The 16886-nt window shown below is 29.0% G+C and carries 24 protein-coding genes and 1 tRNA gene; 21 read left to right on the plus strand and 4 right to left on the minus strand.

Features of this window, described 5'->3' with window-relative positions; translation table 11 throughout:
* Positions 1-52 precede the first annotated feature (52 nt).
* Together Q1A46_RS16125 and Q1A46_RS16130 are read left to right on the plus strand one after the other, a co-directional pair.
* Positions 53-415 carry a super-infection exclusion protein B gene (locus Q1A46_RS16125; RefSeq protein ID WP_299681086.1) on the plus strand — a complete coding sequence of 121 codons (363 nt, stop codon included), beginning with the start codon at positions 53-55 and terminating at the stop codon, positions 413-415.
* Positions 416-1043: 628 nt separating this feature from the next.
* Positions 1044-1202: a hypothetical protein gene (locus Q1A46_RS16130; RefSeq protein WP_299681089.1), complete on the plus strand. Its 159-nt coding sequence runs from the start codon at positions 1044-1046 to the stop codon at positions 1200-1202.
* 275 nt (positions 1203-1477) lie between these two features.
* Here Q1A46_RS16130 and Q1A46_RS16135 read toward each other — a convergent pair whose 3' ends face one another.
* The gene (locus Q1A46_RS16135; RefSeq protein WP_299681092.1) at positions 1478-1609 is read right to left on the minus strand and encodes a hypothetical protein; all 132 of its coding nucleotides are present in this window, start codon (positions 1607-1609) and stop codon (positions 1478-1480) included.
* A 150-nt stretch (positions 1610-1759) separates the two neighbouring features.
* Here Q1A46_RS16135 and Q1A46_RS16140 point away from each other — a divergent pair, with 150 nt between their 5' ends.
* The gene (locus Q1A46_RS16140) at positions 1760-2122 is read left to right on the plus strand and encodes a hypothetical protein (protein WP_299681095.1); all 363 of its coding nucleotides are present in this window, start codon (positions 1760-1762) and stop codon (positions 2120-2122) included.
* Positions 2123-2223: 101 nt separating this feature from the next.
* On the opposite strand, the gene Q1A46_RS16145 is transcribed toward Q1A46_RS16140, so the two are convergent.
* Positions 2224-2418 carry a hypothetical protein gene (locus tag Q1A46_RS16145; RefSeq protein WP_299681098.1) on the minus strand — a complete coding sequence of 65 codons (195 nt, stop codon included), beginning with the start codon at positions 2416-2418 and terminating at the stop codon, positions 2224-2226.
* Positions 2419-2613: 195 nt separating this feature from the next.
* On the opposite strand from Q1A46_RS16145, the gene Q1A46_RS16150 reads away from it, so the two are divergent.
* From Q1A46_RS16150 to Q1A46_RS16235, 18 genes are all read left to right on the plus strand, one after another.
* A complete protein-coding gene (locus Q1A46_RS16150; protein WP_299681101.1) occupies positions 2614-4098 on the plus strand; it encodes a transglutaminase-like domain-containing protein in 1485 nt (494 codons plus the stop codon).
* 14 nt (positions 4099-4112) lie between these two features.
* On the plus strand, positions 4113-4565 hold the full coding sequence (locus Q1A46_RS16155) for a hypothetical protein (protein ID WP_299681104.1): 453 nt from the start codon (positions 4113-4115) through the stop codon (positions 4563-4565).
* A 25-nt stretch (positions 4566-4590) separates the two neighbouring features.
* Positions 4591-5178, plus strand: a complete 588-nt coding sequence (locus Q1A46_RS16160) for a hypothetical protein (protein ID WP_299681107.1) — start codon at positions 4591-4593, stop codon at positions 5176-5178.
* A gap of 76 nt (positions 5179-5254) precedes the next feature.
* The gene (locus Q1A46_RS16165; protein WP_299681109.1) at positions 5255-5596 is read left to right on the plus strand and encodes a hypothetical protein; all 342 of its coding nucleotides are present in this window, start codon (positions 5255-5257) and stop codon (positions 5594-5596) included.
* A complete protein-coding gene (locus Q1A46_RS16170) occupies positions 5596-5871 on the plus strand; it encodes a hypothetical protein (RefSeq protein WP_299681112.1) in 276 nt (91 codons plus the stop codon). Before Q1A46_RS16165 ends, Q1A46_RS16170 begins: the two co-directional genes overlap by 1 nt.
* A 27-nt stretch (positions 5872-5898) precedes the next feature.
* The gene (locus Q1A46_RS16175) at positions 5899-6798 is read left to right on the plus strand and encodes a bZIP transcription factor (RefSeq protein WP_299681114.1); all 900 of its coding nucleotides are present in this window, start codon (positions 5899-5901) and stop codon (positions 6796-6798) included.
* A gap of 3 nt (positions 6799-6801) precedes the next feature.
* Complete coding sequence (locus tag Q1A46_RS16180) at positions 6802-6984, plus strand: hypothetical protein (RefSeq protein ID WP_299681117.1); 183 nt, start codon at positions 6802-6804, stop codon at positions 6982-6984.
* Positions 6985-6987: 3 nt separating this feature from the next.
* Complete coding sequence (locus tag Q1A46_RS16185; protein WP_299681120.1) at positions 6988-7758, plus strand: hypothetical protein; 771 nt, start codon at positions 6988-6990, stop codon at positions 7756-7758.
* A gap of 3 nt (positions 7759-7761) precedes the next feature.
* Positions 7762-8130 carry a hypothetical protein gene (locus Q1A46_RS16190; RefSeq protein WP_299681123.1) on the plus strand — a complete coding sequence of 123 codons (369 nt, stop codon included), beginning with the start codon at positions 7762-7764 and terminating at the stop codon, positions 8128-8130.
* Positions 8130-8711, plus strand: a complete 582-nt coding sequence (locus Q1A46_RS16195; RefSeq protein ID WP_299681126.1) for a glycoside hydrolase family 108 protein — start codon at positions 8130-8132, stop codon at positions 8709-8711. Before Q1A46_RS16190 ends, Q1A46_RS16195 begins: the two co-directional genes overlap by 1 nt.
* A 39-nt stretch (positions 8712-8750) precedes the next feature.
* Positions 8751-9119: a hypothetical protein gene (locus Q1A46_RS16200; protein WP_299681129.1), complete on the plus strand. Its 369-nt coding sequence runs from the start codon at positions 8751-8753 to the stop codon at positions 9117-9119.
* A gap of 73 nt (positions 9120-9192) precedes the next feature.
* Positions 9193-9729: a hypothetical protein gene (locus tag Q1A46_RS16205; RefSeq protein WP_299681132.1), complete on the plus strand. Its 537-nt coding sequence runs from the start codon at positions 9193-9195 to the stop codon at positions 9727-9729.
* A 4-nt stretch (positions 9730-9733) separates the two neighbouring features.
* Positions 9734-10225, plus strand: coding sequence for a hypothetical protein (locus Q1A46_RS16210; protein WP_299681135.1), 492 nt, complete (start codon positions 9734-9736; stop codon positions 10223-10225).
* Between the two features lie 5 nt (positions 10226-10230).
* The gene (locus Q1A46_RS16215; RefSeq protein WP_299681138.1) at positions 10231-11232 is read left to right on the plus strand and encodes a hypothetical protein; all 1002 of its coding nucleotides are present in this window, start codon (positions 10231-10233) and stop codon (positions 11230-11232) included.
* Positions 11233-11242: 10 nt separating this feature from the next.
* Positions 11243-11758 (plus strand): hypothetical protein, encoded by a 516-nt coding sequence (locus Q1A46_RS16220; RefSeq protein ID WP_299681141.1) that lies wholly within the window; start codon positions 11243-11245, stop codon positions 11756-11758.
* A complete protein-coding gene (locus Q1A46_RS16225; RefSeq protein WP_299681144.1) occupies positions 11755-12225 on the plus strand; it encodes a hypothetical protein in 471 nt (156 codons plus the stop codon). The genes Q1A46_RS16220 and Q1A46_RS16225 overlap by 4 nt, the downstream gene beginning before the upstream one ends.
* A 1-nt stretch (position 12226) precedes the next feature.
* Complete coding sequence (locus Q1A46_RS16230; protein WP_299681147.1) at positions 12227-14539, plus strand: zincin-like metallopeptidase domain-containing protein; 2313 nt, start codon at positions 12227-12229, stop codon at positions 14537-14539.
* Positions 14540-14615: 76 nt separating this feature from the next.
* Complete coding sequence (locus tag Q1A46_RS16235) at positions 14616-15269, plus strand: hypothetical protein (RefSeq protein ID WP_299681150.1); 654 nt, start codon at positions 14616-14618, stop codon at positions 15267-15269.
* Between the two features lie 240 nt (positions 15270-15509).
* On the opposite strand, the gene Q1A46_RS16240 is transcribed toward Q1A46_RS16235, so the two are convergent.
* Both Q1A46_RS16240 and Q1A46_RS16245 read right to left on the minus strand, forming a co-directional pair.
* Positions 15510-16664: a site-specific integrase gene (locus Q1A46_RS16240; protein WP_299681153.1), complete on the minus strand. Its 1155-nt coding sequence runs from the start codon at positions 16662-16664 to the stop codon at positions 15510-15512.
* Between the two features lie 126 nt (positions 16665-16790).
* Positions 16791-16865 (minus strand) — tRNA-Pro (locus Q1A46_RS16245).
* Between the last annotated feature and the right edge of the window lie 21 nt (positions 16866-16886).

Consider the following 16886-nt stretch of genomic DNA (forward strand, 5'->3'; position numbering starts at 1 on the left):
TACTTTATTCTTATTTCAGTAAGTTGTTGTAAGATTCGAAAAACTTAAAATTATGAGCATAAAAGATATATTTGAAATTAATAAACTTCCTTCATATTTTTTCTTGGTAATAGCATTTGTGGGAGCTTTTGTTTTTTATGGTGGTGAATATGTTTTGATTAAAGCCAACCCAAAAACTACGGTTGGATTTTATGCTTACATAATATGGCTAGTAAGTTGTGGTTTACTCATAACAAATATTGTTAAATATCTAATTCGAAAAATTCGTGGACTTTATCTAACTAAAAAATTTAATAAACAAGATAAAGATACTCTTAATGAATTGGATGCTCATGAAATTTCTGTAATCAGGGAATTCTTTTTACATAACCGTCATGCACTCGAATTCCCATATAATCACCCGGTTATTACCTGATTAATTAGTAAAAGAGTTATTTTCATTACATCTTCTTTAGGTCCTAATAATTTCATCGTAAAAGGAAGAAAAACAACTTTTACTATGAATAAATACATGCGCTCAATTATAGACCCAAATGATTTTTTTGGTTTAGACAAAATGAGTAAGCAACAAATTGAACAAAGTCGCCCACATTTTCTATATAAATAAAAGTCATAGGCCAATACAGTAAATATAAAACTGCTGTTTTAGAGCTAAACCCATGGAGGTTGCTCGTTTTGCTAATTATGATTTCTCATTGGATTATATTCCCTTACAAAACATAAACTATCTATATACAAACCGTAAAATATTATTTACTACAAACACCTTAATTAAGGTGTTTTTTTATGTCTAAAATTTTAGAAACAAATAATTAAATAATTGTAGTTAAGATGGCATCGAAAAGACGCAGTAAAAAAAAGATAAAGAAGATTTTAAATAAAGTTGAAAAGGAGTTGATAAGAGATGATATAAACATGGTTACATATAGTTATCTCTATTCAGCTAAAAGGCTACTAGAATCAAATTTAAAATTAATAATAAACCTGTAGCATTTCCGCTACGCAAAAAACGCAAAAATTAACCTTAAAAATACGTAGCAAATATGAAATGTAGAAAGTGTAAGATAGAAATGAAAGAAGAAGGAAAAGCTATAAAAAACACTTTACTAACTTTTGATGAAGGAACAATAACGAGAAAAGGGAGGGCAATAATAGTTAATGTATATAAGTGTCCGAAGTGTGGGCATAGTATAGAAAAATAGTAGTTAAATGAACCGAGAAGAAAAAACGACAGGATAAAAAAAGTCTCTCAGTGCGTTCGAGAGACTTTCTAATCTCATGCTGAGATTCGGGGGAAAGAAAGTTATTTAAAAGTAAACTAAAAATCAAAATCAGCAAACAGGTAAAACACTGATTTTAAACCAAATTATAAACTAATCGTAGCTAATCGACACTACTAAAACAATCGATAAAGTTCTTAAACATATTGGCAGAAAAGATTCATAAAAAACCACCTGCGATAACAGGTGGTGAAAAATTAGTTTAAAGATTTTGCAATCAATAAACCTAATGCAACTCCGAATAAAACAGGGGTAATAATATTATCGCCTTTAATTGCTACGGTGTTACATTCTTTTTCTTTACAATTACTAATCATAATTGTATTCATAAGCATTTTTAGATTCAGATTTTGAATAAATGGAATTAGAGTCCATTTGAAGCCTGAACCTAATTCAAAAATAAGTTTCTTTTCTGCCTTTTTCAGCAATAACCAACAAAATAGCGACAAATATTGCTACAATTTTTAAACAGTAATTAAATGAATTTCAAAGCACAACCTTATTTATCAAAGCAATGTGGTCAAACTTGTGTTGCCATGATTACAGGAAAGTCAATTGAAGATGTTTGTAATGAAATTAATAAAGAGTATACTACAAATATTTATACTGATTTACAAAAGTATTTAAATAATAATGGATATAAAACCTTTGTAGCATATGGAGACTTTCAATTTTCAGAAGTTCCTAACAACAGTATTATCCGACTTAATAAACCTGATGATTCAGGACATTTTGTAGTAAAAAACGAAAACGGAATAATTTACGATCCATCCGTAGGAATTGTTCAAAAGTATATGAGTTATTATACTATAACTCATTATCTAAAATTTGAAAAAGAGTAAAAAATAAAAACCCACTCAAAGCTTGAGTGGGAAAATTGCTATGAAAAAGAAAAAGTGTCTAAAACGTCTTTTAGACAATATCAAATATAATATATTTTACATTAAACTTCCCCCATTATATTTATAAACTCTTTACACTCTTTTGGTGTAATGTTTCTCTTCTTTTTTGCTTCACTTAAAGAGATATTCCTGCAATCTTTGATAATATTATTTATTGTTTCACGAATAAATCGATCAGGAAGTTTGTAATACTTTTTAAATAATTCTTGTTTGGTAAATAAGGGATTTATAGTCATGAATTTTATTTTGCGAAACTTATCAAAACTATTTGAAATACTAATTGTTACAAAATATTTGAACGAATATTTTTCTTTCTAGCCTCGCTTAAACTAGCGTAGCTTAACCTATCCTAACTTAGCCTTGCATAGCCTCACTTAGCTTGACATTGTAATTAGAAAACATTTCATTTTTGTTGTGTTAATAGTTTGTAAATGAGCATAAGCGCAATCAACACAGCATTATATAGACCAATAAAATCAAACTCGAAATATGATAAGTATTTTGAAAAAGTAAGTTGTGTATCAACATTTTTAGGAGAAGCAACAACAACTGTTGGTTTACAGTTAATGTCAGATTGGGCGAAAAAATATCAATATCAAACTAAACAGATTAGTAAAGAACTAAAAGGCAATACACTACACAAAACGGTAAATAACGTATACAATTTTTTATACCAGCACATTCAATATCAGGCCGACGGTTACGAACAAGAATTAAAAAGTCCAGCTTGCAGTTGGAAAATGAGGTTTACAGGAATAGACTGTAAGAGCTATTCACTTTTTGCCTCAACCATTCTTTCCAATTTAAATATAGCACACAAGTTTAGAAAAGTCGTTCAACCGTCCGCTCCTGATAGATGGTCTCATGTGTATGTAATCATAGAAAATGGAGGTAAAGAATTGGTTATAGACGGAGCAAATCATTTCAATAAAGAGGTTGAGTATTTACAAAAACACGATATGGAAATCAGAGATCAGAAACTGCCTTATTATGGTATGAACTCAGCTTTTACAAAATCATTTATGAATATGGATAAAGCTGTACGAAACTTTATAGGCTTCTTAGATGAACTTAAAATCAAACATGGTTTAAGTCCACAAATTGCAAATCAAATTAAATATGATGCGAAAAGGCATCTTGACAAAGGAGTTGAACCAAGAGTTCTTATTACAAAACGTTATGTTCAAATAAATCAAAATAGACATTATTTGAATTTAACTCCATCAGGCTTAGGTTTTTTAGATTTTGGTGGTAGTAATGATAAAGATAAAGACGATGATGATAGTAGTTTTTTAGGTGATCTAATTGATGCAATTAATGTAGGGAACTTTATCGATAGAGGTTTTGGTCAAGTGTTCGATAACGGCTTTGACTTCTCTTGTTGGAGAGCTTCCTTCCCTCCTTCTTTAGCTGAATCTGAAACTAAAGCTAAAATACAAGATATGTTTGTTAAGTCTAATCTTAGAGGTGTTGTTCAATCTTTAGATTTGACACGAATAAAACTTTCAGCAAATCGTGTTATAAGAGAATTACAATTAGCTGTAAATGATCGTTATGCACTTAGTCAATCTAGGAAAGGATGCACTAAAAAAGGAGAAACAGAGTCTTATAAGTTATTTAAGGCTGCTTTAGATAAGTTGTATGTGGCATTAGATTCAGACTTTAAAATAAACTATATAACAGTTGACAAGCCTGTCAATTTCACTTTTAGAGGTGGTTCAATAACTAGAAATACAACCGTGAAAGAGATTAGTACAATTTCATTGAAAAACAAACCAGTTACTGATACACCGACAAAACCAGTCACTGTAGATGATAAGAGCGGTACAGGAAAACCAAAAGAACCAAAAAATAACTCAAAAATATTAGGAACATTAGCTACTATTCTTGGTGGTGGTTTCTTATTGTTTAAATAAAATGCAAGATTAATATGAATTTTAAATTTAACAGAGGTAGTGTGCAAGATACAGCTACTTTAGGTGTTGGAGCAATAGCAGGAACTTATGTTTCTAAAGGTATTTCTGCTGTTGTTCCTTCGGAAATTAACGAACCAATAATTAAAGCAGCTATCGGTGCAGGTGGTATTGTTTTAGGAGGTTCTATACAAGGAAAAGGAAGTTTAGCAAATTTACTTAGAGGTGTTTGTCTAGGTTTAGGTGCAGAAAATATTTCTGGAGCAATAAATGGTTTAGTCGCACCAACTCTACCAGCAGATTCTACAACAAAAACTCAGAAAATTGCAAAAGCAATGTTTGGTATGAATTCTCCTATTGAAGAAGATTATATGCCAACTTTTATACCACCATCATTAGATGTATGGGAGAATACCGATTCGGTTAATTCAAGTAATGACAATTTAAATATAGCATTTAAAGCAGCTTAAAAAATAATCAGATAAAAAGAATAAAATGAATAGTTTAAATACACAAGAAGGAATAAGTGGAATTATAAATTTTAATAAATCTCGTCTTTCAACTCAATTTAAAGAATCTGCTAAAGAGGGACAATTAAAGTTTATGGATAGCTTTCATGTTTTAAGAAAACAAGTAGATGTTGGAAATAGACAATTTTTAGTAGACTCTACTACTAACAAAATTGATGGAGTTTCTGATTTCGATAAAAACAAGTTTGAAGCAGGAAAAGTTTTAATCGTTGATAGAATAAAAATTGGATACGACAAAGATCCAAGTGAAGGAAAAGAAGGAGTTTTAGGTTATCAAAAAGCATTACCTGCTGCATTTAGAAATGCAAAATTAGTAATTGATCAAGATGGTAAATTAGGAGAGTATCCTCTTTCTGAATTAGTTAACAAATACACTGGAAATTCTGTTCAAGATGATTATTTAGTGTTAAAACATCCTATCGTTTTAGTTGGAGGTCCTGAGTTTGTATTTGAATTAGTGTTTCCTAAGGGAGTTTCAGATACTGGAACTGATAAACATTATTTAGAGTTAACAGCAAGCGGAATTGTTGTTCAAAGATCAACAGCTGCATAAAGCTTCAATCAATTTATATAAGTAATAAAAAAGCTCATAAGGCTTTCTTGTGAGCTTTTTTTAAAAACAATTACATATGAAAATAAAAGCTTTAAATATAAAAATACCAACAGGAAACAGTTTTAGTGATGCTGAAATTAATATTCCTGAAGGAATGATTGCAAGATGTTCGATATTCACTGATGATAAACCAAGTTCTCCAGTAGATGTTCGATTAGAAGATGTAAACTCTGAAGAACTACATCCTTATGTTTCTTATAAAGAATATCAACCAACAAATGGCAATCATTATGAGAGCAGAAAAAAGCTAAACGCTAAAGGAAATAGAACTATTAGGGTAATAGCTAAATCAAGACAAAATTTAACTGAAGATTTTGATTTTCAGATGATCTTTTACATTGAAAAAGAATCTCAATAATGGGAAATGCACAAGGAACATATTTTGAAAAGATAATTACTTCAAATCAAGATTTTAAAATTGGAGGATTGGAAGACCTGTTTATTCAAAACATTGGTTCAAATTCTGTGAAAGTAGGTATTAGAACTTTAGAACCTTATGAAAGTTTACCGCCAATTGCAAGGCGAACAACATTAGAAAATACTGATTTATCAATTCATTTCGACACTGCTGAAGGAGGCATGAATCAATTGTATATAAGAGCAATTAAGGTTAGTTGTATTTGTACAGATTAATTTAATAACACACTACTAATTAAAAGCATGGAACAATATATAGACAATTTTGAAAATTATTTAAAGAGCAATTCAAAGTACTCTATTGATGTAAGAAATCACGATGATAATACTTTATTACATCGAAAATTAACCTTTGCAAAAATTAAAGAAACTGGGGCTGTTTCTCTATTTGAACTACTAACTCGATACTATAATAGAGGTATAAAAAATTTCTTCATTCAAAAGTTTAAACCTAATGGTACAAGTCATTCAAAATTTGAAGATCCATTAATTATTAAGAGTGTAGATAAAAAAAGTAGTAGTGTAGTTAATGAAACAGGAGTGAATATAGTTCATCAGCCCGCTGTTGCAACTCCTGTTTCTTCACAATCAACAAATGTTGCAAATAATTACCCGCCAACACAAAATATGTTTGGAATGAATGCTGCTGCTTTTGGTATGAATGGTATGCATTTAACCAACTTAATGTCTAAAGCTGATCGTTTTGATGAGAAAGTTGAATTAATAGGAGATCAAAAAGAAGAAATCAGAAGATTAAGAGTAAAGAACGATGAATTGGAATCTGAAAATAGAAGATTAAAGACAGAAGTCCAATTTGCTCAAAAAGAAAAGGAGTTAGAGTTAAAACAATTAGAGCTAAAAGACAAACCTATTTTACCTCCAGATACTGTAACTGCTTTAATGGGTGTAGTAGGAAAATTGATAGCCAATAAGTCAGCTCCTGTTCCTGGAATGGCTGCGCCAATACAAGAAAAATTATCTGAAAATAAAGAAGCTTTAATCTCATTAATGAAAGATGTAAAGTTTACAGATCAATTAACTCAAGACTTGATAAATGTTGCTATAGGAAAAATGAATAACCAAGAGTTTTCAATTGGCTTAAACAACTTATTAGAGAAGTATAATTTAAATCAATCATTTTAAGAAATGCAATTCAATATAGAGGTAAAAGGAAGAAATATTCCTGATAAAATCAAAAGAAAAGAATGTCTGGAAAATATATCAAAATCAGATACAGAAACATTAGTGCTATTAAATGATTTATTAAAAATTCCAGGAGCAGCAAACGCATTTAAAGAAAATGCAGATTTTCTTAAAACAGTAATTTAATTTATGAAAACTAAGAATACAAATACTGGTTTACAATCTCCAATTACAGCTTTGAGCATTGCTAATTCTGCTGCAAATACAGAAGAAGGAAAAAAAGCAATTGGTCAAGGTGTAAACGCTGTTAAATATTTAATCGGAGCATTTGGTGTTATAGCTATTGGAAAATTAGGGTATTCTCAGTTTAAGAAAATAAGATCAGATCGTTTTGCTCGTGAAAATGTAGGTAATCCTAATCTTACTGCTGCTGCAATTATTTATGATTCATTTACTCGTTTAGGCTTTCCTGATAGTAGTGTGTTAAGTTATTTAATTCCTTCTGTAAATATTTCTACAGATGAAAGTGCTTTATATGAAATAGCTACTCAGGTAACTAATGTAAAAGCAGTATCGGAAGCGTATACAATCTTATTTGACAGAAGTTTATTTAAAGATATTCATAAAGGTTTAGATACTGATGAACTTAAAAGGTTTTGGAACATTATAAATAGCCCGAGTGCAAATAATCAAAAGACTTTATATCCAATAGGTTCTAAATTATATTCTGGAAGCAAGAATAAAATTACTGTAAACATTGCTGTAAAGGAAAATGGATCTTGGAAAGGCACTGGTGAATTGTATAATACATTCAATTTTAGAGAAGAAGTAGGAGAAGTTATTGCTCATGGAGTTCATAACGGAGAAAATTACTACATAGTTGAACAATTTTTTTGGAGTGGATTATCTAAAAAGCAAGGAGTAGTTCTTCAACATCAAGTTACTAACGAAAAAATTTAAAAAATGTTAAGTTCAATTACAAGTACACGAAATGCAATTTTAACAGATGATATAGGAAGGATTCCTGATGTGCATATTTTCAATAAAACTAAAAAAACTGGAGCTATAACTAATTTAAATGGAGAGTTTACTATAGAAGCTTCAGATAGTGATGTAATTGAAATAACACATCAAAGTTATGCGACAAAAGTAATTTTAGGTAAAGATTTAAAAGGAACTATCGAATTATTAAATTCTTCTAATGTATTAGATGATGTTGAGATTTCATCTAAAAAGAAAAGAAAGTACTTACTTCCTTTTTTGGGTGTATTAGGACTTTTAGCAGCTTTACTTATAGCTAGTAATAACGAACCTGAAAAAGCAGTTTTATAATGGCTAATTTTAATTTATTTACTCAGACAATTTCTGCTTTTGAAGGAGGTTTTCAAAAGAGAAAAAGTGATCCTGGCAACTATAATTCTGAAAGAGTTCTAGTCGGTACAAATCATGGGATTTCAGCATCTTTTTATCAAACTAAAATTGGTAGACCACCAACTGAAGAAGATATGCGTGCTATTACTAAAGAGATGGCTAAAGCATTTTTTAAAACTGATTTCTGGGATAAGGTAAACGCAGATTTAATCCATTCACAAGCAGTTGCAGAAAACATTGTTGACCATGCTATTAATGCTGGACCAGGAACAATTGGTAGAATAGTTCAAAAGGTATTGAATAAATATTTTGGAAAGAGTTTAGCAGTTGACGGAGCAATTGGGTTAAAAAGTATTCAAGCGATCAATAGTGTCTCTTCAGAAAAGTTATTTCAGAAAATCAGTCAATATAGATTAATAGACTACAAAACAAAAAACAATCCAAGTTGGCTGAAAATTTGGATAAAAAGAGTTAATGATTTAGCAGATAAGTTTGGTATAAGCATCGAAAAAAAAAAGTATTTGCTTCATTGGTTGTGTTAACTCTTCTAACACTTGGAATAATCAAATTAAATCAAAAAAATGAAAACACTAATTGAACTTTTAGATAGCATAGGTATTAAAATGAATTATTTCTTACCTGGTCTTTTAGGAGGTTTTACTTATGCGGGATTAACTAAAAAGAGCTTCTGGAGAGGATTCTTTTCTGCTTTTGTTGGAGCTGTAACAACCTCATATATATCTCCAGTACTTTCACCGATTGTAATAGAAAAAATCAGTTGGCTTTCTAATAACTCAGTTTATGGTATATCATTTTCAATCGGGTTGTTATCTATGAATTTGACTTTAATTCTTGTAGATAACACCAAAAGTTTATCAAACATTTTGGAGGGATTGCAAAAGATTAAACATGTAATATTTTCATTTTTCTCAGGCTATGCAAAACATTAAATTAAACAAAAAACAGAAAGAGTTTTCGTTCAAGTATTTTGTGATAGTCGCTTTGATATTTTGTTTGTATCACTTGTACTTTAAACCTCAGGAATCTTTAACTAGAATTACAGAAAATAGAACGGAAACAATAATAGAAAAAAGAGATAGTGTTGTATTTGTTTATGATACTCTTAGAATTGTAAAAAAAGTCTTTTTACTAGATACAATAAAACAAACTATTCGTGAAAACTCTAAGGTTATTTTAAAAGATGAAGTACGCAAAGAATTAGTTGAAACAAAAGACACTTTCAATTTAAAAAATGCAGTGGTAAGATCTCAAATTATATCTGAAGGAAAAATCTTTTCACATAAGGTTGATGTATCAACTTTCGATAAACACATAAATACTGAAAGAACTATTGAAACTACTAAATATAACAATCGTTCAGTCCTTTTCTTAAATTTTGAACCGCTAGTGAACTTTAAGTCCATTATTGGTGGAGAAGTTTCAGTTGATTACACACTAAGAAATAAAATAAGATTTGGAGCAGGAATAGGGTTTAATACTCTTTTACCAAAAACTGAAGAGATATACTTAAAAGCTAAAATAGGAATACCATTAAATTAAAATTATGGAAGAAAATAAAGAAACTCAAAAAGAAAACAACTTTGTAAAGTATTCACTACTAACTCTATTTTTAGCAGGTGGAACTTATTTTAAAAGAAAGAAATTCTTAAACTTTATAGAACGTGTAAAATTTTCTATAAGAGTTAAAGGCATTAGAAATAATGTTGCCTTTTTAAATATTATGCCGTTAAATTTTTTGAACGTTCCTTACCATATCAAATCAATTGATCTGATACATGAAAAACAAAACTTAGCAGCAACAAATTCTAGTTGTGATTTACATCAAAGAATAGTATCTAATTCAAATATAGATGTGCATTTTAATTTGATGTCACCTAACATTGATAAACAAGTTCTTCAGGAGTGCGAGTTAGCAATTACATATTCCTTTTTTAAGTTCTCTTTTACGCGTCTTTACAAGCCTTTAAATTTTGTTGATACTAATAGTACAACAATTGTTGATGTGCCTGTTTCTTCATGCGGATGTAAAAAGTAATTATTATGAGAAAAGTTACAATAGAAAAAATAGAGTCAGCTACTGTTGTTACCATTGAAAAAGATGGTAAAATTCAAAAGAAGGCAACTTCAAAATCTAGAGATGTTAGACCTGTTCATGGTGGAGTAAAAATCATGCCGGAGAAAAATGAAACTCAATTCAATAATATGATTATTAAACTGGAGGAATTGACAGATGATTTTGGTGCATCAACTCCTAATGAATTGATTGAAGTATTTGCTGAAAAAGGTTTTTTTTTTGAGTCGCAAACAAGTTTAGATAACAATCAAGAAGAAGGATGTTTTCATTTGGTAGATCATACCTTAAGTATGTGTAATGTATATACTGTTTGGAACGAAAAGTTTATCTCAAATGGAAGAAATCGAATCGTTTTATTTTTTGAAGTTCCAGATTTTGATTTTTCAAATATTAGAGCAACTATTAATTTAGGGTCTACAAAATTAATAACCCCAACACCATTTATAAGAACAGCCCAAGTAACTAATATTCCACCATTAACAATTAAAATTAATACAAGTATTTATAGTTCTTCGGAGTACAAATTCCTTACAAGAATAGAAAAAACAATTGTTTCGCCAATTGTTTCTTATTCTAAAATCAGTGGTGATATAGAGAACTTCCCAGGTAATTTCTCTCTAAAATTAAGAGGTAATGATGGTATTGATAACCCTGATTCAATATTGCCTAATATTGAGAATTATTATCCTATTAATGATTCTCCGTTGAAAGTAAAAGGGGTACATCTTAATGATGGTAGGAAAGGATTATTTATATACTTACCACAAGATTTCTATGCGGGTATTCTGTCTTCTTTTTTTATTAATCTTTCATCCTTAGAAGTAACGTTTCAAAATTCAATAAATACAGAATTGTATAAAGCTTATCCTAAAGCTTCAATTCATGATCTAGCTAATTTACCTGAGCATGAAAGTATTGAAATACACGATATAGTAAATGGTAATAATTCAACTCCTATAGGATCTTAAATTTATAATAATGAAATTCAAATTAGATTTTAAAGTTTTTAAATACATCCTTAAAAGGATTCAAATATTTGATGATTTTTACCAGGAAGGAAATTTATATGTAACCTTAGTAGGTCATAACGGAGGTGTTGAATACACTTTTGATTCAGCAGGATCTTATGTTAGACTGGGAAACTTAATGCACGTAACCTTTTCTGCTAAAAATATTAACACGGTATTTGAAAATGATTTATCAAGATTTAATACTAGAACAAATTTACGTTTTGGTATTTTAAATCAAGATGGTACTCGTGAACAAATTAATCTTCAAGGAGGACAACATAATCTTAATATTGGATATATGAAAGGATTGTTAAATCAGGATTTTTATTCTGTAATCTTAGGACATCCTGAAGGAACTTCGTTCACATTTCAAAGAGATTTAGATGGAAGTATGGAAGTTGCCTCTGAAGCTTTAGAATTTCAAAATGGTGAATTACATGTTCATGGTACTTTAATTACAAACCTATATACAGTCCAAGAATGATAAGAAAGATACTAATAGGATCAGCCTTAGCTTTAGGAATGTACTCTTTTCGCAAAGTAAAAAGTACAGCGAATGCTTTGGATAAGTTGAAGGTTAAAATCTCCGGATTAAATAATGTAAATATCAGTTTAAAATCAATAAAGCTTCAAATTGATTTAACCTTAGAAAACCATTCTAATTTAGATATTGGAGTTAAAACATTTGAGTTGATAAGAATTAAAAAGGTTGATTTTTATAATAAATCCAATCAAGAATATATCGGTTCTGCCGATGTAAATATTTCCAATATTAAAATTCCTGCAGGAGATAAAACAGTCATTAAAAACATTCCTTTAAAAATTCCAGTTAAAAATCTAATCAACAACCTTTCTGTTTTTAAAGGCGACGTAAAAAACAACCTTAAAATAATTATTGTGTTAGACACTATGGGAAAAGAGTATGCTTTAAACACAGAAAACTTTATTTAATATGCTTAAAAATTTCATTGAAACTTATAACAATTTAGATCAAACAATTGTTGATAGAGCTGTGTTATCAGATATTAAAAGTAAATCAGAAATACTATCTAATATTCATCCTAAGATCAATGAGATTTATATAAAGACAAGTCAATTACTGAAAAACTCTGATGCAGAAGATTTCAGAATTGAAATTCAAAATAAAGTCTCATTTGATGATATTGTTTTAAGTAATAGTGAAATAAAAGGTTTGGGTGTTCCTTTTCACGATAAACCTATTGATAATGTTTTAGGTTTAAATGGTAAAGTTTCTTCTAACGACATTTATCAAATGATAACTGATAAAATGATTAAATTGATTGAAGAAGCTACAGGTTTAGGATATAAAAAAATGTGGCATGCAGATGGTTTCATGTATCCTAAAAACTTTGTTTCAAAAAAAGCCTATAGAGGTATAAATCATAATTTACTTACTCTTTTTGGTACTAGAAATTTCAAAAATCCATATTTCTTAACATTTAAGCAAATAGAAAAATTAAAAGGTAAATTAAAAAAAGGTGCAAAAGGTTATGAAGTAGTTTATTATAGCATCATATATACTTTTAGCCAAAAAGAAGATGATTTAAAAATATCAACTTACGATAACAAAAAGTTTATTTCTTACTTAAAAAAGAATCAATCAAAAATTAATTACTTAAAAAAGGAAGGAAACACCATTGAAAAGTTAATTTATAAATCATCTTTTCGTTTGCTAAAGTATTACTACGTTTTTAATGGTGAAGACATTACAGGTATCGATTTTAAACTTAAGGAATACAGAAAAGAAATGTTTAAAGATGATTCTGAAAAACTAGATACAGCAGAGCGAATCATCGAAAATTATCCTGAATTTGCACCAAGGTTAAAACATGGTGGAGATAGAGCTTTTTATAGTCCTTCACAAGATTTAGTTCAAATGCCAAGAATTAAAGATTTTGAAACGGAATTAGATTATTACAGAACTTTATTTCATGAATATGTACATAGTACAGGACATTACAACCGATTGGATAGATTAACATATTCTGGATTCGGAACTCCTGGATATGCTAAAGAAGAACTGGTTGCAGAATTTGGGTCTGTGTTTTTAAGTGCAGAAGCTGGTATTATGTGGAGAAACAATTCAAACCATGCAGAATATTTAAAAAATTGGAAAAATGCATTACAGTTTATTAAAGAAGACAACAAACTAATTTTAAGAGCATCAACTACTGCTCAAAAAGCGGTTGACTATATTTTACAACGTGATGCGGAAGGAACTCCATTATATCTTAAAAAACTTGAAAAAGAAATAGCTACAGCTAAAGAAATTAAAACTTATGAATTAGTTGGTATGAATGGTAGTAATGAAGTTGAAGTTTCTTTTAATAAAAACACTTTTACTTCCGAAACAAACAAATCAACAACAACTGTTGATAATATAGAAAATTCTATAAAGGAAAGTTTTTCGGACAACAAACAAGAATCAAATCAAGCTATAAATCCAGTTGTTAAAGAAAAAGATAATACTGTAACAACAAACAAACAGGTTTATTCAGTTCCAAAAACAACTAAAAATATAGAACACCAGGAACATAAAAATAATAGATCAAGAACTTTAACTGAACGAGAAGCAAAAAGAAATAGAGTAAAAGAATATTATAAAATACCCAATCCAGAAATTGCTGAGTTTTTAGGTGACATTGAAAAAAAGACAAAAGAAAGTGTTGCTATTACACTTGCTGGAGCACAAGGTTCTGGTAAAACTCGTTTTTTGTTTCAATTAATGGAAACCTTTGCAGAAAATTACAAAGTTGGTCATGCTTCCATGGAAGAACATCCTGATTCTGCATTATATCTTAGTAAGGAAGATGAGTATATAAGTGATCACTCATATTGTAATATTTCAAACCCTGAAATTGAAACTAAAGCGCAATTAGATAAACTCATTAAAGAGAATGACGTAATTCTAATAGATAGTTTCGCTAAACTTAGAAAGATTGATAAAAACATACAGCTAGATGAAGACTTACGAAAAAAATACGATGGAAAACTATTTATTGTTATTTACCAATTAACTGGAAACGGTAAAATGAGAGGCGGAAGCGAAAGTCAATTTGATGGTGATGTAATTTTATTCGTGGAAAAGAACCCAGATTATAGGTTAAGTTATGTGTATGCTGATAAAAACAGGTATCAAAACCGACCTTTAAATGAACTAGAATTTAATATTTATAGAGGTGAATTAAATAATAAGCAAGAAAAACCTATTGAAGCTAAAGAGGTTTGTTTTATCGCTAATTAGTTGTAAATTTTTAAAAATTCAACCATAATGAATGTGTAATTTGTTATATTGTATATTTACTCCTAATAAAATTTCAATGAAAAAAAAAGAAACAAAAATTTCAGATTATTTAAAATTTATAGGTATAGTTTTATTGCTCTTTGGATGCACTTACGCGTTTACTAGGCCTTATTTTCTAAAAAGCTTTAATTTTAGTGAAACTGGCCAGATAGGAGATACTATTGGAGGTATTACTGCGCCCGTGATAAATATCATTGGAGCTTGGCTAGTATATTTATCTTTTAAAGAACAAATGGAAGCTAACAAGTTTCAATATAAATTACTTAAAGATCAAGAAGATGCATTAAAAAAAGATAGAAATTTTCAAATAGCTCTCGAATTATTTAATTCTTTAAAAGAAGAGAATAGTTTTTTATATAAAGACCCCGAAAATATAAGCACTTTAAAGAGACTTATAAACGCTTTAAAACAATTAGATAATGATGGTTACGAAGATGAACAAATAAAAAAAACAGTCAAGAATTACTTGTCTATATTGAATAAATGGAAGTACATTATTATTGAATATGAATTTATTAAGAATCATATTGAAAATTCTAACTTAAGAAATGAGGAGAGATTAAAGATTGATACCCTAGTAGATTCTTTTTATAAAACTTTTCTAAAAGATGATACCGATTATATTAAAATGTTTCTTAATAAACACGATATTGATCTAAATAAGATATAATTTCAAAAATGTTTAAATGCCACGTAAAAAAACGTGGCATTTTTTATTGTATAGAAAAGAAAACACCCTATTGAAAATACAAACCCCCTTACCCCAAAAAACAATTTGTACTCAGTAAACCCCATATTGTACTCGGGTTTTGTACTATTTTAAAACACTATAAAACAGCTGTTTATGCGTATTTTTAGTATTTAAGTACAATGAGTACAAATATTTTTATAAACAGGTCATAGAATGTATTTAAAATTTAAAATCTGCATTTTTTACAGTTAAATCATAAGTATCATTTCGCTTTGTATAGGCTTCTGTGATTTTTAAATCGTGATGCCTTGCTTGATCTCTTACTTTTATAGATGGAATTCCACTATTAAGAAGATCAGTTATTCCCGTATCTTTTAAAGAATAAAATTGAAATTTTAATGGGATTTTATACTCTTTTCTAAACAAAGCCCATTGATCTGAAACTTTTTTTGGATTCAATTGTTTATTCCCTGGTTTAAAATCATTCTGCGAAAAAACAAAGTCAGATAATTTTGCATTTTTTAAATGATGTTCCAAAAAAGGTTTTAATTGATTAGGTATAGTTACGTTTTCAGTTTTCTTATTCTTAGCTGAAGATGCATCAATTGTAATATAATCTTTTTTAAGATTGACATTTGCCACCTTAATTTTTGTAAGTTCAGTTTTCCTTATAAAAGCATAATAAATACACATACATAAAGTATAGTATTCTTTATTTGATGAGCCATATTCTTTTAAATACTTCTTTATTTCTGGAGTTAAAACGGTTCTTATTTTGGCTGTTTTTGGTTTATTTTTAAAGTTTTTAGCAGGATTATCTACTAAATATCCTTTTTGCATACACCATGAAAAAAATGTATTTAAAAATTGCAAATAATTATTGAATGTAATAGGCGAAACTCGACGTTGAATGTATATATAGTCTAAAAAAGAGCTTACAATATGAATATCTACTTCAACAAGTAGCTTCAAAGCATGATTCTCTTTTACAAAATTTATGAAAATTCTATGAAACGACTTATAACTTCGTAAAGTATCTATTCTTTTAACACCGTCGTTAATCTCCTTTTCTATAAGTAAAAAATACTTTTCAAATACTTCATCTAAGGTTCGATACTTGTTACCTGTGTCTTCATAAAAAGGCGACCAACCATTAGCAAGCTTATTGTTTATGGCTTGAGTCATTTTCTTAGCATGTTCCAATCTTTCCCTGTAAGGAGAAATCTTAGGAACTCTAATTCTAAATCTTTTGAATTGGTTTGTTGCAGGAATTTTAGAATAGTAAACAATTAACCAATCATTGTTTTTCCTTAGTTCTGCTGGTTTATAGTCTATAAACATTTTTGCAGAATTCGAATTTTTAAATTTTGACATTTTTTTTTATTTCCACCTCATTTCCAACGAATTGAGTAGATATAAAACATGACACATAATTGACACGCTAAATCACTAAAAAATCAATTTAAAAAACTAACAACCAGTGATTTAAACATGTTTTGATCGGGATGAAAGGATTCGAACCTTCGATCTCTGGTCCCCCAGACCAGCACTTTAACCGGACTAAGCTACATCCCGAATTAATTTAAAACAAATATA

Origin of the sequence: uncultured Tenacibaculum sp. (assembly GCF_947502995.1) — a bacterium.
In the GTDB taxonomy this organism is placed as follows: Bacteria; Bacteroidota; Bacteroidia; order Flavobacteriales; family Flavobacteriaceae; genus Polaribacter.

Excerpts from the sequence above, each read along its gene's own strand:
- Q1A46_RS16125 (WP_299681086.1), top strand. The coding sequence starts at position 53 with ATGAGCATAAAAGATATATTTGAAATTAATAAACTTCCTTCATATTTT.
- Q1A46_RS16130 (WP_299681089.1), top strand. The coding sequence starts at position 1,044 with ATGAAATGTAGAAAGTGTAAGATAGAAATGAAAGAAGAAGGAAAAGCT.
- Q1A46_RS16135 (WP_299681092.1), bottom strand. The coding sequence starts at position 1,609 with ATGAATACAATTATGATTAGTAATTGTAAAGAAAAAGAATGTAACACC.
- Q1A46_RS16140 (WP_299681095.1), top strand. The coding sequence starts at position 1,760 with ATGAATTTCAAAGCACAACCTTATTTATCAAAGCAATGTGGTCAAACT.
- Q1A46_RS16145 (WP_299681098.1), bottom strand. The coding sequence starts at position 2,418 with ATGACTATAAATCCCTTATTTACCAAACAAGAATTATTTAAAAAGTAT.
- Q1A46_RS16150 (WP_299681101.1), top strand. The coding sequence starts at position 2,614 with ATGAGCATAAGCGCAATCAACACAGCATTATATAGACCAATAAAATCA.
- Q1A46_RS16155 (WP_299681104.1), top strand. The coding sequence starts at position 4,113 with ATGAATTTTAAATTTAACAGAGGTAGTGTGCAAGATACAGCTACTTTA.
- Q1A46_RS16160 (WP_299681107.1), top strand. The coding sequence starts at position 4,591 with ATGAATAGTTTAAATACACAAGAAGGAATAAGTGGAATTATAAATTTT.
- Q1A46_RS16165 (WP_299681109.1), top strand. The coding sequence starts at position 5,255 with ATGAAAATAAAAGCTTTAAATATAAAAATACCAACAGGAAACAGTTTT.
- Q1A46_RS16170 (WP_299681112.1), top strand. The coding sequence starts at position 5,596 with ATGGGAAATGCACAAGGAACATATTTTGAAAAGATAATTACTTCAAAT.
- Q1A46_RS16175 (WP_299681114.1), top strand. The coding sequence starts at position 5,899 with ATGGAACAATATATAGACAATTTTGAAAATTATTTAAAGAGCAATTCA.
- Q1A46_RS16180 (WP_299681117.1), top strand. The coding sequence starts at position 6,802 with ATGCAATTCAATATAGAGGTAAAAGGAAGAAATATTCCTGATAAAATC.
- Q1A46_RS16185 (WP_299681120.1), top strand. The coding sequence starts at position 6,988 with ATGAAAACTAAGAATACAAATACTGGTTTACAATCTCCAATTACAGCT.
- Q1A46_RS16190 (WP_299681123.1), top strand. The coding sequence starts at position 7,762 with ATGTTAAGTTCAATTACAAGTACACGAAATGCAATTTTAACAGATGAT.
- Q1A46_RS16195 (WP_299681126.1), top strand. The coding sequence starts at position 8,130 with ATGGCTAATTTTAATTTATTTACTCAGACAATTTCTGCTTTTGAAGGA.
- Q1A46_RS16200 (WP_299681129.1), top strand. The coding sequence starts at position 8,751 with ATGAAAACACTAATTGAACTTTTAGATAGCATAGGTATTAAAATGAAT.
- Q1A46_RS16210 (WP_299681135.1), top strand. The coding sequence starts at position 9,734 with ATGGAAGAAAATAAAGAAACTCAAAAAGAAAACAACTTTGTAAAGTAT.
- Q1A46_RS16215 (WP_299681138.1), top strand. The coding sequence starts at position 10,231 with ATGAGAAAAGTTACAATAGAAAAAATAGAGTCAGCTACTGTTGTTACC.
- Q1A46_RS16220 (WP_299681141.1), top strand. The coding sequence starts at position 11,243 with ATGAAATTCAAATTAGATTTTAAAGTTTTTAAATACATCCTTAAAAGG.
- Q1A46_RS16225 (WP_299681144.1), top strand. The coding sequence starts at position 11,755 with ATGATAAGAAAGATACTAATAGGATCAGCCTTAGCTTTAGGAATGTAC.
- Q1A46_RS16230 (WP_299681147.1), top strand. The coding sequence starts at position 12,227 with ATGCTTAAAAATTTCATTGAAACTTATAACAATTTAGATCAAACAATT.
- Q1A46_RS16235 (WP_299681150.1), top strand. The coding sequence starts at position 14,616 with ATGAAAAAAAAAGAAACAAAAATTTCAGATTATTTAAAATTTATAGGT.
- Q1A46_RS16240 (WP_299681153.1), bottom strand. The coding sequence starts at position 16,664 with ATGTCAAAATTTAAAAATTCGAATTCTGCAAAAATGTTTATAGACTAT.